Annotated in this window: 16 protein-coding genes; 3 read left to right on the forward strand and 13 right to left on the reverse strand. The window is 58.5% G+C overall.

Annotated elements, in window-relative coordinates; translation table 11 throughout:
- Nucleotides 1–4: 4 nt before the first annotated feature.
- On the reverse strand, nucleotides 5–241 hold the full coding sequence (locus PFAS1_RS17900) for a hypothetical protein (RefSeq protein ID WP_033059010.1): 237 nt from the start codon (nucleotides 239–241) through the stop codon (nucleotides 5–7).
- A gap of 168 nt (nucleotides 242–409) precedes the next feature.
- On the opposite strand from PFAS1_RS17900, the gene PFAS1_RS17905 reads away from it, so the two are divergent.
- A complete protein-coding gene (locus tag PFAS1_RS17905; protein WP_017336812.1) occupies nucleotides 410–874 on the forward strand; it encodes an outer membrane lipoprotein in 465 nt (154 codons plus the stop codon).
- A 65-nt stretch (nucleotides 875–939) separates the two neighbouring features.
- Here PFAS1_RS17905 and PFAS1_RS17910 read toward each other — a convergent pair whose 3' ends face one another.
- From PFAS1_RS17910 to nhaA, 5 genes are all read right to left on the reverse strand, one after another.
- Entirely contained in the window at nucleotides 940–1,191 is a 252-nt protein-coding gene (locus tag PFAS1_RS17910) for a pyocin S6 family toxin immunity protein (RefSeq protein WP_076029980.1), read from the reverse strand.
- Nucleotides 1,192–1,316: 125 nt separating this feature from the next.
- On the reverse strand, nucleotides 1,317–1,571 hold the full coding sequence (locus PFAS1_RS17915) for a colicin E3-like toxin immunity protein (RefSeq protein WP_076029981.1): 255 nt from the start codon (nucleotides 1,569–1,571) through the stop codon (nucleotides 1,317–1,319).
- 137 nt (nucleotides 1,572–1,708) lie between these two features.
- Nucleotides 1,709–1,948, reverse strand: a complete 240-nt coding sequence (locus PFAS1_RS17920; protein WP_076029982.1) for a pyocin S6 family toxin immunity protein — start codon at nucleotides 1,946–1,948, stop codon at nucleotides 1,709–1,711.
- A gap of 10 nt (nucleotides 1,949–1,958) precedes the next feature.
- Complete coding sequence (locus PFAS1_RS17925; protein ID WP_076029983.1) at nucleotides 1,959–3,149, reverse strand: colicin E3/pyocin S6 family cytotoxin; 1,191 nt, start codon at nucleotides 3,147–3,149, stop codon at nucleotides 1,959–1,961.
- Nucleotides 3,150–3,270: 121 nt separating this feature from the next.
- The gene (nhaA, locus tag PFAS1_RS17930; RefSeq protein ID WP_076029984.1) at nucleotides 3,271–4,458 is read right to left on the reverse strand and encodes a Na+/H+ antiporter NhaA; all 1,188 of its coding nucleotides are present in this window, start codon (nucleotides 4,456–4,458) and stop codon (nucleotides 3,271–3,273) included.
- A gap of 239 nt (nucleotides 4,459–4,697) precedes the next feature.
- On the opposite strand from nhaA, the gene PFAS1_RS17935 reads away from it, so the two are divergent.
- Nucleotides 4,698–5,792 carry a PLP-dependent cysteine synthase family protein gene (locus tag PFAS1_RS17935; RefSeq protein WP_076029985.1) on the forward strand — a complete coding sequence of 365 codons (1,095 nt, stop codon included), beginning with the start codon at nucleotides 4,698–4,700 and terminating at the stop codon, nucleotides 5,790–5,792.
- 115 nt (nucleotides 5,793–5,907) lie between these two features.
- On the opposite strand, the gene PFAS1_RS17940 is transcribed toward PFAS1_RS17935, so the two are convergent.
- The 3 genes from PFAS1_RS17940 to PFAS1_RS17950 form a co-directional block, all read right to left on the reverse strand.
- A complete protein-coding gene (locus PFAS1_RS17940) occupies nucleotides 5,908–7,521 on the reverse strand; it encodes an NAD(P)/FAD-dependent oxidoreductase (RefSeq protein ID WP_076029986.1) in 1,614 nt (537 codons plus the stop codon).
- Nucleotides 7,522–7,616: 95 nt separating this feature from the next.
- Complete coding sequence (locus PFAS1_RS17945; protein ID WP_076029987.1) at nucleotides 7,617–8,270, reverse strand: COG3650 family protein; 654 nt, start codon at nucleotides 8,268–8,270, stop codon at nucleotides 7,617–7,619.
- 59 nt (nucleotides 8,271–8,329) lie between these two features.
- Nucleotides 8,330–8,929, reverse strand: a complete 600-nt coding sequence (locus PFAS1_RS17950) for a short chain dehydrogenase (protein WP_076029988.1) — start codon at nucleotides 8,927–8,929, stop codon at nucleotides 8,330–8,332.
- Nucleotides 8,930–9,034: 105 nt separating this feature from the next.
- On the opposite strand from PFAS1_RS17950, the gene PFAS1_RS17955 reads away from it, so the two are divergent.
- Nucleotides 9,035–9,949: a LysR family transcriptional regulator gene (locus PFAS1_RS17955; RefSeq protein WP_076029989.1), complete on the forward strand. Its 915-nt coding sequence runs from the start codon at nucleotides 9,035–9,037 to the stop codon at nucleotides 9,947–9,949.
- A gap of 187 nt (nucleotides 9,950–10,136) precedes the next feature.
- Here the strand turns inward: PFAS1_RS17955 and PFAS1_RS17960 are convergent, their stop codons facing one another.
- Genes PFAS1_RS17960 through livH form a run of 4 tightly spaced genes read right to left on the reverse strand, consistent with a single transcriptional unit; the run spans nucleotide 10,137 to nucleotide 13,779 of the window.
- On the reverse strand, nucleotides 10,137–10,838 hold the full coding sequence (locus PFAS1_RS17960) for an ABC transporter ATP-binding protein (RefSeq protein WP_074874148.1): 702 nt from the start codon (nucleotides 10,836–10,838) through the stop codon (nucleotides 10,137–10,139).
- Nucleotides 10,839–11,606 (reverse strand): high-affinity branched-chain amino acid ABC transporter ATP-binding protein LivG, encoded by a 768-nt coding sequence (gene livG, locus PFAS1_RS17965; RefSeq protein WP_046046222.1) that lies wholly within the window; start codon nucleotides 11,604–11,606, stop codon nucleotides 10,839–10,841. It lies immediately after the preceding gene.
- Nucleotides 11,603–12,859, reverse strand: a complete 1,257-nt coding sequence (locus PFAS1_RS17970; protein WP_074874150.1) for a high-affinity branched-chain amino acid ABC transporter permease LivM — start codon at nucleotides 12,857–12,859, stop codon at nucleotides 11,603–11,605. Before PFAS1_RS17970 ends, livG begins: the two co-directional genes overlap by 4 nt.
- Nucleotides 12,856–13,779, reverse strand: coding sequence for a high-affinity branched-chain amino acid ABC transporter permease LivH (livH, locus tag PFAS1_RS17975; protein WP_074874152.1), 924 nt, complete (start codon nucleotides 13,777–13,779; stop codon nucleotides 12,856–12,858). The genes PFAS1_RS17970 and livH overlap by 4 nt, the downstream gene beginning before the upstream one ends.
- Nucleotides 13,780–13,918 lie beyond the last annotated feature (139 nt).

Raw genomic sequence — 13,918 nt, forward strand, 5'->3', positions numbered from 1 at the left:
CCGTCTACCGATCGGGATACCCTGCCGCAGCGGCTTCAAGCCACTGCGGCAGGTCTCGGCGCTTGATCTTCTGCGCTTGAGCGTTCGCCAGTTGCTGGAGCATGAACGCCTTTTTCTGCTCGTCCTTACCCGCCAGTGCCAACGCCAGATCGCGGTCCATCCAGCGTTTGATCCGCACGTATAGCCACCAGTGGAAATACAAACCGGCAACGGTAGTGACGACAATGATGAAGTAATCCATGACAATCCTTGGGGCGGCGGCGCAGATACCGGAATTTGCCGCTACTGTGTGGTGAGTTCGTGGAAGTGCCTGTACCGGGCCTGAATCAAACCAAAATTATCCGGGCGAGGCCGTGACAGGCGTCAAGCTGCGGAGTTTAATGAATACCTGTCCTTTGGAGTTGATGCTATGCGTAAGTCTGTTCTGCTGGTTGCTTCCTTTTCCACGATGGCGATGTTGCTCACTGGCTGCCAATCGAGCCTGACCGGTGACTCCTATTCCCGTGACGAAGCGCGTCGCGTGCAGACCGTTCGCATGGGCACCATCGAATCCCTGCGACCGGTCAAAATCGAAGGCACCAAAACCCCTATCGGCGGCCTTGCCGGTGCGGCGGTTGGCGGTGTTGGCGGCAGCGCTATCGGTGGCGGTCGCGGCAGCATCGTTGCTGCAGTTATCGGCGCCGTCGCTGGCGGCCTGATCGGCTCGGCCACAGAAGAAGGCCTGACTCGGGCCCAAGGCGTGGAAATCACCGTTCGCGAAGACGACGGCAGCATGCGCGCCTACGTGCAACAGGTTCAGGAAAATGAAGTGTTCCGTGTTGGCGAGCGGGTGCGGATTGCGACTGTAGATGGGACTAGCCGCGTTTCGCACTAAGCGGGAATACGGGTAAAAGAAAACCCCGATCAGGTGACTGATTGGGGTTTTTTTGTTAAGGATTGTCACGGCGCGGCGCGGGGGCCTATAAAATATTCCAGCCCCTCGGGGAAGTCGATTTCTAATAGTTCTGCAACCTGTAGGATTTGAGTGCTTGTCAGTTCCAGCTCTCCAGGCTCTATTTCTTCCAGTTTTTTTGACTCGGTCAATTGAGCTAATGCCTGATTCATCTCATAGTCTTTGATGGTTAGTTGGAACTGCAATGAATCATCTTGTTTTTCATCAAGGTAATAACCAGTGATGGATAGATAGCGCACGTTTTTTATCTTCAGTCATCTTGAGGTCCTTCTACCTGGCTTCGCAGCCGCCGAGAAGATGCTGCGTGACGTTAACGAAATTGGCTGACCATCCAGTTAGCAGTAAGTCAAGTGTCTCGGCTGGATCACCAGCTCTCGCGGTAATCGAAAGATAGTTGGTAATCGTGGGTTGTCGGGTCAATACAGTGGCGAAAGTGGGGTTGAATAATATCGATCCAATGGCTATCGACATCAAAACCTCCGTTATTTATGTTGTTTTCGACCGGAATGCCAAGAGTATTGAGTATCGACTCGTCGTCGCCCATATCCTTGGAAAACTCTGCGCCGATACCTATCTCGCTTTCCTTGTCATACCACTCGATTCTGATTTTTAGACCCATGTGTTTTTCGTTCCGTTTATTCATACTATTTGTACATCAGTGCTGATGCAGACCCATGTGGTACATCAACTGGTCTCTAAAAGAATGTCGGCCACAAACGGGATCTGTACTTGTCCGATTTTGATCATCTATAAGGGCTAAGCTTCGACGCCAATATACAAAGCCAAATGGTGGGGCAATGGCTCTTTAAGCACCTGCTCAATCTGTTGTATTTGCATGGGGTTTAACGCAAATTCGCCTTCAGCGCCCTCTGCGAAATTCTTCCATCCCATTACCTTCATTACTCCCTGTTCCTGATGTTCTGGGACATCGAGCTCGAATTTCAGCGAGTCATCGTCACTGTCTTCTATCAAGAAACCGCTGATGCATAGATGCATTTTTGCGTCCTCACTTGTTGGTTCTTCTTTTGGACAGGGCTTTCTCTAGTTGAACACCTGTTTCCGGATCAAATTCACCTAGGTGTTTTCCTTGCCTATCGTATATTTCGACTGTGCCATGCATGGAATCCCATTCGTAGATTCGACCTTTCCGGTCCTTCCATCGTTTACGTTCTGCTCCTCCGCCTTTGACGTTGGTTTTGGACTTCACTTTTACAGCATCAGGAAATGCCGCAAGTCCCTTAGGGGCTGGGTGATGAGCGAAGTCTCCAGCTCGGGTACTAACAACAATGTAAACCGGCTTTATCCCCGAATCCGCCGGAAACACAAGAATGAAATCCTTGTATTCCGGCGGGTAAACCGGATTCACGATGATGCTGTCAGCCGCTTTCGTCGGCGGATAAACCCAAATATGCGGCGCTTGCGGCGCAGCCTCCAGCGCTGGAGTACCGAGGATGTCGGAACCATCCACAGCCGGTGTCCAGATCAGCTCGATACCATCTCCCAGATCCGCCACCTGCTGACTGCCGCGCAAGTTGAACTGCACGACATCAACCATTTCCCAATCACGGTTCTTGCCGGTGTAGAAACCGTATCCCTTGAGACTGCCGTCAGCTTGTTGCTCGACCCTTAGCCGAACACGAGTTCGAGCCTGTTTCAGGGCGCGTAACTGATCTTCGGTATACAGCGCGCTGTCGCCCAGGCTCGGCGTCGAGAAGAACGCGACCAGGCCGGCCAATAGGGTGGTTCCAGCAGCACCGAGTGCTGCGGTGGGAACAGCGATAGCCGGGGCGCGAAGAGCCATTCGGCCGATACCGAGCGAGACGGTACTGCCGCTAATGGTTTGAAGATTGAGCAGCCCGGCATCGTCTGCCTCGCGAGCCCCGAGCCAGGCGACTTCTCCGTAGTCCTTGAGGCTGTCGGTGGGCACCATCCCGGAAGGATTCGAGTAATCGATGATGGCGTCCGGCAGATTGCAGGACTTGGCGAAGACACACCCCGCACGAACGGATTCGTGCTTTTTCGCGACGACCTCACGACTCCGTTCGAAAGCGTCTTGTCTTGCGAGCATGGCGTCGTAAGCGTTTTGTCGGGCCTCCCGCGCGGCCAGTTCGGTAGCCGTCATAAAGCGGTGAGTGATGTGATGACCGTCGCCTGACGGAGGGTTCTGAACCCGGGGAATGTCCTTATTGCCAGCCACTGATCTTCCTTGCGTTCGTACGTCGACAACCCCCAACAAAGGGGCTGTGCGACGTTAACGAACGAGGCTGATCGTGGCTGTAGGACGAGTCTTGAATGACTCTAGGAGTTGTCTCTGTTTATCAGGATTGCAGCGCGGCGCTCTTGCGACTTGCCGCCGCCGTCACCGCATAACCAATCAATGCCGCCAGTATCGAACCGGTCAAAATCCCCATCCGGTCCATCCCAGCGTATTCACTGGCACCCGGCACAAACGCCAGGGAGCCGACAAACAGGCTCATGGTGAAGCCGATACCGCAGAGGATTGCCACACCCATTACCTGGCCCCAGTTGGCGCCTTGGGGCAGGGCGGCAATGCCGATTTTCACGGCCAGCCAGGTCAGTCCGAAGACACCGAGGGTTTTGCCCAGCAGCAGGCCGACCGCGATGCCCATCGGCACGTGGTGGGTGAAACTTTCGACCGTCACGCCACTCAGGGACAGGCCGGCGTTGGCGAAGGCGAACAGCGGCAGGATGCCGTAGGCCACCCATGGATGGAGGGCGTGTTCGAGGGTCAGCAGCGGCGAAGGTTCGGCGTTTTTCGTGCGCAGGGGGATGCAGAAAGCCAGGGTCACACCGGCCAGTGTCGCGTGGACACCGCTCTTGAGCACGCAAACCCAAAGGATCAGGCCGATGATCATGTACGGCCCGAGCTTGACCACTCCGAGCCGGTTCATCGCGATCAGTGCCACGATGCATGTCGCGGCCAGAGACAGCGAAAGGGTCGAGAGCGTGCCCGAGTAGAAGATCGCAATGACGATGATTGCGCCGAGGTCGTCAATGATCGCCAACGTCATCAGGAAAAGCTTAAGCGACACCGGTACCCGCTTACCCAGCAGGGCCAGTACACCGAGGGCGAAGGCAATATCGGTGGCCATCGGGATGGCCCAGCCACCAAGGGCTGTCGGGTCATCTCGGTTCAGAAACCAGTAGAGCAGCGCCGGCACTACCATGCCGCCAATCGCCGCTGCGCCGGGCAGGACGATTTGCGACGGTTTCGACAGTTGACCGTCAAGGACTTCGCGCTTCACTTCCAGGCCGATCAGCAGGAAGAATAGGGCCATCAGGCCGTCGTTGATCCACAACAGCGCCGGTTTGGCGATTTGCAACGCGCCTATTTGCGCCACGACCGGAGTGTCGAGAAAACTGCTGTAAAGCCACGACAGCGGGGAATTGTTGATGATCAAGGCCAGGGCCGCAGCGGCGATCAATAACAGTCCGCTGGCAGCTTCCAACTGGAAGAAACGCGTGAAAGTGCTACGCAGAGGCAAGGTCGCTCTCCATCGATGAATTCAAAAGGTGGCACACCCTAACCCGTACCGTTAGTTGTTAAAACAAAAGTTATATTCTTTTTTGTTATATGCCGTTACAACGTGAACGATCAGCAGGGACCTGAGCCTAGCAGTTGCCGGGCGTATTGAACGTCAGCTGTACCTGTGCGCGCTGTAGGTTTTTTCCTAAGCTTGTTAGCTGAGCCTTGCAACAAGGCCGACTCAACGAGAAAACCACCATGAGCGACAATCGACAGTGGGCCCGCGAAGCCATCCGGATCATCGAGGCCGACTTCCAGCGCAGCGCCGACACCCACCTGATTCCCTTGCCGCTGCCGGGTTTTCCGGGCATCGAGTTGTATTTCAAGGATGAGTCCAGTCATCCCACCGGCAGCCTGAAGCACCGGTTGGCGCGCTCGCTGTTTCTGTATGCGCTGTGTAATGGCTGGCTCAAACCCGGAGCACCGGTGATTGAAGCGTCCAGCGGTTCGACGGCTATTTCCGAGGCGTACTTCGCCAGTTTGCTGGGCTTGCCATTTATTGCGGTGATGCCGGCGAGCACCTCCAAAGAGAAGATCGCGCAGATCGCTTTCTACGGTGGCAAGAGTCATTTGGTCGACGATCCGACGCAGATCTATGCCGAATCCGAACGCCTGGCCCGCGAACATGATGGACATTTCATCGACCAGTTCACCTATGCCGAGCGCGCTACTGACTGGCGGGCGAACAACAACATCGCCGAGTCGATCTTCCAGCAAATGCGCTTCGAACTGCACCCCGAGCCGAGCTGGCTGATCTCCAGCCCCGGCACCGGCGGCACCACCGCGACGCTGGGCCGGTACGTGCGTTACCGCCAGCATTGCACCCGCGTGCTCTGCGCCGATGCCGAACGTTCGGTGTTCTTCGATTACTACCAGACCGGCGACGCCAGTCTGCGCCTGGATTGCGGTTCGCGGATTGAAGGCATTGGCCGGCCTCGGGTAGAAGCGTCGTTCCTGCCCAAGGTAATTGATGCGATGGTCAAGGTGCCGGACGCGTTGTCCCTGGCGGCCATGCATTACCTGGCGCAGCGTTTGGGACGTCGAGTCGGCGGGTCGAGCGGGACCAATTTGATCGGCGCGTTGATGGCAGCCCAGCAGATGGCGGCGGCGGGGGAGTCGGGGTCGATCGTGGCGATTCTGTGTGATGGCGGCGAGCGCTATGCCACCACTTATTACGATCAGGCCTGGCTCAAGGCCCAGGGGTATGAGTTGAGCGGTTTGATGGATGCCGTGGCGGCAAGCGTTGAGCGCGGTGAGCCGCTGCCAGCCAGCGTGCTGCGCGCCAATATCTGACAGGCTGAAACCAATGTGGGAGCGAGCCTGCTCGCGATAGCGGTAGATCAGTCAACATCTCAATTGAATGTTATGCCGCCATCGCGAGCAGGCTCGCTCCCACAGAGGATTTGTGTCAGGCCTCGAGGCCGAGGATGTCGCGGGCCACGGCTTCTGCAATCCGAATCCCGTCGACGCCCGCCGACAGAATCCCGCCCGCATAACCCGCGCCTTCACCCGCCGGGAACAAGCCTTTCACGTTCAGGCTCTGCATCGACTCGTCACGGGTAATCCGCAGTGGCGACGACGTACGGGTCTCGATCCCGGTCAACACCGCGTCGTGCAGCGAGTAACCGCGAATCTGCTTCTCGAACGCCGGCAATGCTTCGCGAATGGCTTCGATGGCGAACGCCGGCAAGGCCAACGCCAGATCACCCAAGGCAACGCCTGGTTTGTAGGACGGTTCAACGCTGCCCAGTTCGGTGGACGGCTTGCCGGCAATGAAGTCGCCGACCAGTTGCGCCGGCGCTTCGTAGTTGCTGCCGCCCAGCACATAGGCGTGGGATTCAAGGCGCTCCTGCAACTCGATACCCGCCAGCGGGCCGCCCGGGTAATCGACTTCCGGGGTGATCCCGACGACGATCCCGGAGTTGGCGTTGCGCTCGTTACGCGAGTATTGGCTCATGCCGTTGGTGACCACGCGGCCCGGCTCGGACGTCGCCGCCACCACGGTGCCGCCTGGGCACATGCAGAAGCTGTAGACCGAACGGCCGTTGCTGGCGTGGTGCACCAGTTTGTAGTCCGCAGCGCCGAGTTTCGGGTGCCCGGCGTATTTGCCCAAGCGGGCGCGGTCGATCAGCGATTGCGGGTGCTCGATGCGGAAACCCACCGAGAACGGCTTGGCTTCCATGAACACACCACGGCCATGCAGCATGCGGAAGGTATCGCGGGCACTGTGGCCGAGGGCCAGGATCACGTGTTTCGAGTGGATCTGCTCGCCGCCATTGAGCTCGACGCCGACCAGTTGGCCGTCCTCGATCAAGACGTCGGTTACGCGCTGCTGGAAGCGCACTTCGCCACCCAACGCGCGAATTTGCTCACGCATGTTTTCCACAACACCGGTCAGACGGAACGTACCGATGTGCGGTTTGCTGACGTAGAGGATTTCTTCCGGCGCACCCGCCTTGACGAACTCGTGCAGGACTTTGCGACCGATGAATTTCGGGTCCTTGATCTGGCTGTAAAGCTTGCCGTCAGAGAACGTCCCCGCGCCGCCTTCGCCAAATTGCACGTTGGATTCCGGGTTAAGCACGCTTTTACGCCACAGACCCCAAGTGTCCTTGGTGCGCTGACGCACTTCGGTGCCGCGCTCGAGGATGATCGGCTTGAAGCCCATTTGCGCCAGCAGCAGCCCGGCGAAAATCCCGCACGGACCGAAGCCCACGACGACGGGACGTTGCTCAAGATCAGCCGGCGCCTGGCCGACCACTTTGTAGCTGACATCCGGCGCCACGTTGACGTTACGGTCATCGGCGAACGTGTGCAGCACCGTTGCCTCATCGCGAACGTTGAGGTCGATGGTGTAGATGAAGCACAGTTCGGAGGACTTTTTGCGCGCATCGTAGCTGCGCTTGAACAAGGTGAAATCGAGCAGGTCATCACTGGTGATGCCCAGGCGCTGCACGATGGCAGGGCGCAGGTCTTCTTCGGGATGGTCGATCGGCAGCTTGAGTTCGGTGATTCGTAACATGACAGGATCCGGTTCGCGGGGCGCACAACTGCGCCAAGGCGTTTGAAGCCCGCGATTATAAGCCTCAAAGAATGATTCCCGTGAGGCTAAAACGATCAGTCGTTACGCGATCCGCCGAAATACCCGCAGCCACGCTGAACCTGGCCGTCGACGCGCAGTTCGGCGCTCATGTGCTGGACGCTGCCGGTGCTGCTGTCGACGCAACGTTGCGGCGCGACCCACAATTCGATGTGCTGGTTATTGGCTTCGGTACTGAGATTGAAGCGGCCATCGCCCAATTGTTCTTCAACGTAGGGCACGGCCAATGGCGGCTGACCGGCGCGTTCGATGACCATGCCTTTGCCGCTGACTTTCACGTTCCACTCAGGCCCGTGGCCGGCGGCGCGCAGGATAAGCAATTTGAAATTCGGATCGTTGCACGCGGTGCCCGAGCGCTCGACGCGGTACAGCTGCGCAAGATCCAGGCGACTATCGACGACCTGTCCGCGTACGTCAGCAAACAGCTTGCCCTGGTCATCGGCCAGGGTCGCGGCCTCTTGCAGGACACTGGTGCCGCCGGTGTCGTTGACCACATAACTGCGCTGTTCATTGCACGGCTGGAACAACAGTTTGCCGTCGGCCGCCAGCAATTGGCCCTGCATGCGGGTCTGGCCCACGTGGGAGGCACTTTCACGCGGGCCGTCGAGCAACTGGCAAGCGGCGAACAACGGAAGCAGGGCAACAAGGACTAAGGAACGGGCAACACGCATCTTTGAGTCTCCAGACAAGTGCCGCCACGTTACTCAGCCTAACCGTTCATCACAAGGGTTTAGCCCACGTGAAAGGTCTGGCCTGTTTGCAGGCCTTCCACACTTTTGGCGTAGGCCAATGCCACATCGGCCGCCAGAACCGGTTTGTAACCCCGGAAATACGGCGCGTATTTACCCATGGCTTCGACCAGTACGTTCGGGCTCACCGAATTGACGCGCAGGCCGCGAGGCAGTTCGATCGCTGCGGCGCGGACGAAGCTGTCCAGGGCGCCATTGACCAGCGCTGCCGAGGCGCCGCTGCGAATCGGGTCGTGGCTGAGCACGCCGGTGGTGAAGGTGAACGAGGCGCCGTCGTTGGCGTACTCGCGGCCGATCAGCAGCAGATTGACCTGGCCCATCAACTTGTCTTTCAGGCCCAGCGCGAAGCTTTCTTCGGTCATTTCACCGAGGGGGGCGAAGGTCACGTTGCCGGCGGCGCAGACCAGAGCATCGAATTTGCCGGTTTGCTCGAGCAGTTTGCGAATCGAAGCGCTGTCGCTGATATCCACATGGAAGTCACCGCTGTTGCGGCCGATACGGATGATCTCGTGACGCTCGGACAGCTCCTTGTCGACCGCCGAACCGATGGTGCCGCCTGCGCCTATCAAAAGAATTTTCATGCTGCTGTTCCTTGAGTGGATTGAAAGAGGCTTCAGTCTAGAGTGGTTTTTTCCATCGATAAGCGCGCTAATAGGCAACCTTTGGTTTTCAAATGGAAACAATCCATGAGCGAAATGGATGATCTGGCGGCGTTCGCGATATTGATTGAAGCAGGGAGTTTCACCTTGGCGGCGCAGCAGTTGGGGTGCAGCAAAGGTCAGTTGTCCAAGCGCATCAGCCAACTGGAATCGCGGTTTTCGGTGGTGCTGCTGCAACGCACCACCCGCCGTTTGAGCCTGACCGCTGCCGGGGCGGCGTTGTTGCCGCAAGCCCAGGCGCTCGTCGTCCAGGTCGAGAGGGCGCGTCAGGCATTGGCGCGGCTGAAGGACGACATGGCCGGGCCGGTACGCATGACGGTTCCGGTATCGCTGGGGGAAACCTTCTTCGATGGCTTGTTGCTGGAGTTTTCTGGCAAGTACCCCGAAGTGCAGATCGAGCTGGACCTGAGCAACGACTACCGTGACTTGACACGCGACGGGTTTGATCTGGCGGTTCGTTCCGAGGTAGGTAATGACGAGCGCCTGGTGGCCCGACCGCTGTTGGCCTGGCACGAAATGACCTGCGCCAGCCCGGCTTACCTTGAGCAATACGGCGAACCGTTGACACCGCAGGCCCTCGCTGACCATCGCTGTCTGCTCAACAGTCACTACAGCGGTCGCGAAGAGTGGCTCTATCACCAGCAACATGAATTGTTGCGGGTGCGCGTGTCGGGACCGTTCGCCAGCAACCATTACAGCCTGCTGAAAAAAGCCGCACTGGCCAGCGCCGGCATTGCGCGGTTGCCGTCCTACCTGCTGCAAGCGGAGTTGGCTGACGGTCGTTTGCGCTGGCTCCTGCGTGACTATCAGACCCGCCGCATGCCGATGTACCTGGTGCATCCGTATCAGGGCGGTTTGCCAAAGCGTACGCAGGTGTTGGCGGACTATTTGATTGGCTGGTTCAAGCGCAGCGGCGAAGCGCTGGATCGGCTCCCACGATAACGTCGACCCCACACAGACCCTGTGGGAGCGGGCTTGCTCGCGAAGGCAGTGGGTCAGTCACATCAATGTTGCCTGACCTGCCGCCTTCGCGAGCAAGCCCGCTCCCACATTGGATCTCCATTGTCATGGGGGTTGTGTCAGGCATAAAAAAACGGCCCGAAGGCCGTTTTTTGTTTACCGCAAAGACTCAACCACCCAGGTACGCTTCACGTACTTTCGGGTCGGTCAGCAGCGCTTCCCCAGTCCCTGTCATCACCACCCGGCCGTTCTCCAGAACGTACGCACGGTCGGCGATTTTCAGCGCCTGGTTGGCGTTCTGCTCCACCAGAAACACCGTCACGCCATCCTTGCGCAGCTGTTCGATGATGTCGAAGATCTGCTGGATGATGATCGGGGCCAGGCCCAGTGAAGGTTCGTCGAGCAGCAACAGCTTGGGTTTGCTCATCAGCGCACGGCCGATGGCGAGCATTTGCTGTTCGCCGCCGGACATGGTGCCGCCGCGTTGGGCGAAGCGTTCTTTCAGGCGTGGGAAAAGTTCGAGGACTTTGTCCATCTGTTCCTGATAATCGCCTTTGTCGGTGAAGAACCCGCCCATGGCGAGGTTTTCTTCCACGGTCAGACGGGCAAACACCCGGCGACCTTCCGGCACGACAGCGATGCTCTTGCGCATGATCTGCGAGGAACTCTGACCGACCAATTCCTCACCCATGTAGCGGATGCTGCCGCTGTGGGCTTGCGGCGAACCGCAGAGCGTCATCAGCAGGGTCGATTTGCCGGCACCGTTGGCGCCGATCAGGGTCACGATCTCGCCCTGGCGGACTTCGACGTTGACGCTGTGCAGGGCCTGGATCTTGCCGTAGAAGGTGGAAACGTTTTCGAATTGCAGCATTTACGCTTCCCCCAGGTAGGCTTTGATCACTTCGGGATTGTCGCGGATCTGTTCCGGCGTGCCGTCGGCCAGAGGCGTGCCCTGGTTGATCACGACGATGTGGTCGGAAATGCTCATGACCAGTTTCATGTCGTGTTCGATCAGCAGCACGGTGACGTTGTGCTCTTCACGCAACATGCTGATCAGTGCCTTCAGGTCTTCGGTTTCCTTCGGGTTCAGGCCAGCGGCCGGTTCGTCGAGCATGAGGATCCGCGGGCGGGTCATCATGCAGCGAGCGATTTCCAGACGCCGTTGCTGACCGTAGGCCAGGGTGCCGGCCGGACGGTTGGCGAATGCCTTGAGGTTGACCTTGTCCAGCCAGAACTCGGCGAACTCCATGGCCTCGCGTTCGCTCTTGCGGAACGCCGGGGTCTTGAACAGACCGGCCAGGAAGTTGGTGTTCAGGTGACGGTGCTGGGCGATCAAGAGGTTCTCGACCGCGGTCATGTCCTTGAACAACCGCACGTTCTGGAAAGTCCGCACCACGCCTTTGAGGGCGATCTTGTGGCCGGGCAGGCCCTGGATCGGCTCGCCGTCCAGCAAGATGCTGCCGCCACTTGGCTGGTAGAAACCGGTCAGGCAGTTGAACACGGTGGTCTTGCCGGCGCCGTTAGGGCCGATCAGTGCCACCACCTGTTTTTCCTTCACGCTCAAGGCTACGCCGTTGACCGCCAGCAAGCCGCCGAAGCGCATGCTCAGATTTTCGACTTTAAGGATCTCGCGGCTCATTTGCGCAGCTCCATGTGAGGACGTTGCATGGGCAGCAGGCCTTGAGGACGCCAGATCATCATCAGCACCATCAAGGCGCCGAACATCAACATGCGGTACTCACTGAACTCACGCATCATTTCAGGCAACAGGATCATCACCACGGCAGCCAGGATCACGCCCAGTTGCGAGCCCATGCCACCCAGTACCACGATGGCGAGAATGATCGCCGACTCGATGAAGGTGAAAGACTCCGGCGTCACCAGGCCCTGACGGGCGGCGAAGAAGCTGCCGGCAAAACCGGCGAAGCTGGCACCCAGGGTGAAGGCCGACAGCTTGATGACAGTAGGATTGAGACCCAATGCACGGCAGGCGATTTCGTCTTCACGCAGCGCTTCCCACGCGCGGCCCAGCGGCATGCGCAGCAAACGGTTGATGACGAACAGCGCAGCCAGTGCCAGGAACAATGCAACCAGGTAAAGGAAAATCACCTTGTTGATCGAGTTGTAGGCCAGGCCGAAGTATTCGTGGAAGGTCTGCATGCCTTCTGCCGCTTTACGTTCGAAGGTCAGGCCGAAGAACGTCGGTTTCTCGATGTTGCTGATGCCGTTCGGGCCACCGGTGAGGCCCGTCAGGTTACGCAGGAACAGTCGGATGATTTCACCGAAGCCCAGGGTCACGATCGCCAGGTAGTCACCACGCAAACGCAGGACCGGGAAACCCAGCAGGAAGCCGAAGGTGGCCGCCATCAGGCCGGCGATCGGCAGGCAGATCCAGAAGCTCAAGCCGTAGTAATGCGACAGCAACGCATAACTGTAGGCACCGACGGCATAGAAGCCGACATACCCGAGGTCAAGCAGACCGGCCAGGCCGACCACGATGTTCAGGCCCAGGCCGAGCATCACGTAGATCAGCACCAGGGTGGCGATATCCACCGCCCCGCGAGAGCCGAAGAACGGCCACACCAGTGCGCCGGCGATCAACGCAATGATGATCCAGCGCTGGGTGGTCGGCAGGGTCAGGAAGTTGCTGGCCTTGGCCGGAATCAGCGGCATGCTTGGCGAAGACCGCCAGGCCGAGCTGATCTGTTGGTCGAACAGCACCCGCAGGAACATCAGCACCGAGCACACGGCGATGGTGATCAGGATTGCATCACTGGTGCCATGGACTTCGAGGTTGATACCGACGATGGTCAGTTTCAGACCGAGTACCGGGTAGGCAACGGCCCACACCAACAAGGCGCTGAACAACGCCTGTTTAAGATTCCTAGTCATACTTTCTCAACCTCCGGACGGCCCAACAGGCCGGTTGGCCGGAACAACAACACCAGAACCAATAGACCGAACGCCACGACGTCCTTGTACTGGTCGCCGAAGATATCGGCACCAAAGGCTTCCGCCACCCCAAGCACGATCCCGCCGAGCATGGCGCCGGGGATGCTGCCGATACCGCCCAGTACCGCTGCGGTGAAGGCCTTGAGGCCAACGAGGAAACCGGCGTTCGGGTTGATCACGCCATATTGCATGCTCAGCAACACCGCCGCGATGGCGGCCAGTGCGGCACCGATGACGAAGGTCAGGGCGATGATGTTGTTGGTGTTGATACCCAAGAGGTTGGCCATCTTGATGTCTTCGGCACAGGCGCGGCAGGCGCGACCCAGGCGAGAGCGGGAGATGAACAGCGTCAGGCCGAGCATGGCGACCAGGGTCACCACGAACACCACGATTTGCATGTAGGAAATCAGCACTTCATGTGCGCCACCTGGCCCGATGGAGAAGTTGCCGGGGATCAGGTTGGGGATGGATTTGTCCTTGGAGTCTTGCGCCAGCAGAACCGTGTTCTGCAGGAAGATCGACATGCCGATGGCGGAAATCAGCGGGATCAGACGGTTGCTGCCGCGCAAAGGGCGGTAGGCGATCCGTTCGATGCTGTAACCGTAGGCACTGGTCACGACAATGGTCGCGAGGAAAGCGGCGGTCATCAACAGTGGAACACTGTCGAGTCCCAGCATGGCCAGCCCGGCGATGGCGATAAACGCCACGTAGGAGCCGATCATGTACACCTCGCCGTGGGCGAAGTTGATCATTCCAATGATGCCGTAAACCATCGTATAGCCGATGGCGATCAGGGCATACGTGCTGCCAATGGTCAGACCATTAACCAGCTGTTGGAAAAAGTGATAGATGTCAGGCATTACAGCGCTCCTAAAAACCTGATACGCATTTCACTGGTGGAGTCATTTTCCCGCTCGAGCCCCGTGGATCTGCATCCACTTCGAACGCGAGGTTTGCCAGCGAACCGCTGATGACGGTTTTGAGATTTTCAGGTGGGGA

This window comes from Pseudomonas frederiksbergensis, from assembly GCF_001952935.1.
In the GTDB taxonomy this organism is placed as follows: domain Bacteria; phylum Pseudomonadota; class Gammaproteobacteria; order Pseudomonadales; family Pseudomonadaceae; genus Aquipseudomonas; species Aquipseudomonas frederiksbergensis.

Coding starts and splice junctions, on each gene's coding strand:
- PFAS1_RS17900 (WP_033059010.1), bottom strand. CDS start 241: ATGGATTACTTCATCATTGTCGTCACTACCGTTGCCGGTTTGTATTTC.
- PFAS1_RS17905 (WP_017336812.1), top strand. CDS start 410: ATGCGTAAGTCTGTTCTGCTGGTTGCTTCCTTTTCCACGATGGCGATG.
- PFAS1_RS17915 (WP_076029981.1), bottom strand. CDS start 1,571: ATGGGTCTAAAAATCAGAATCGAGTGGTATGACAAGGAAAGCGAGATA.
- PFAS1_RS17920 (WP_076029982.1), bottom strand. CDS start 1,948: ATGCATCTATGCATCAGCGGTTTCTTGATAGAAGACAGTGACGATGAC.
- PFAS1_RS17935 (WP_076029985.1), top strand. CDS start 4,698: ATGAGCGACAATCGACAGTGGGCCCGCGAAGCCATCCGGATCATCGAG.
- PFAS1_RS17940 (WP_076029986.1), bottom strand. CDS start 7,521: ATGTTACGAATCACCGAACTCAAGCTGCCGATCGACCATCCCGAAGAA.
- PFAS1_RS17945 (WP_076029987.1), bottom strand. CDS start 8,270: ATGCGTGTTGCCCGTTCCTTAGTCCTTGTTGCCCTGCTTCCGTTGTTC.
- PFAS1_RS17950 (WP_076029988.1), bottom strand. CDS start 8,929: ATGAAAATTCTTTTGATAGGCGCAGGCGGCACCATCGGTTCGGCGGTC.
- PFAS1_RS17955 (WP_076029989.1), top strand. CDS start 9,035: ATGAGCGAAATGGATGATCTGGCGGCGTTCGCGATATTGATTGAAGCA.
- PFAS1_RS17960 (WP_074874148.1), bottom strand. CDS start 10,838: ATGCTGCAATTCGAAAACGTTTCCACCTTCTACGGCAAGATCCAGGCC.
- livG (WP_046046222.1), bottom strand. CDS start 11,606: ATGAGCCGCGAGATCCTTAAAGTCGAAAATCTGAGCATGCGCTTCGGC.
- PFAS1_RS17970 (WP_074874150.1), bottom strand. CDS start 12,859: ATGACTAGGAATCTTAAACAGGCGTTGTTCAGCGCCTTGTTGGTGTGG.
- livH (WP_074874152.1), bottom strand. CDS start 13,779: ATGCCTGACATCTATCACTTTTTCCAACAGCTGGTTAATGGTCTGACC.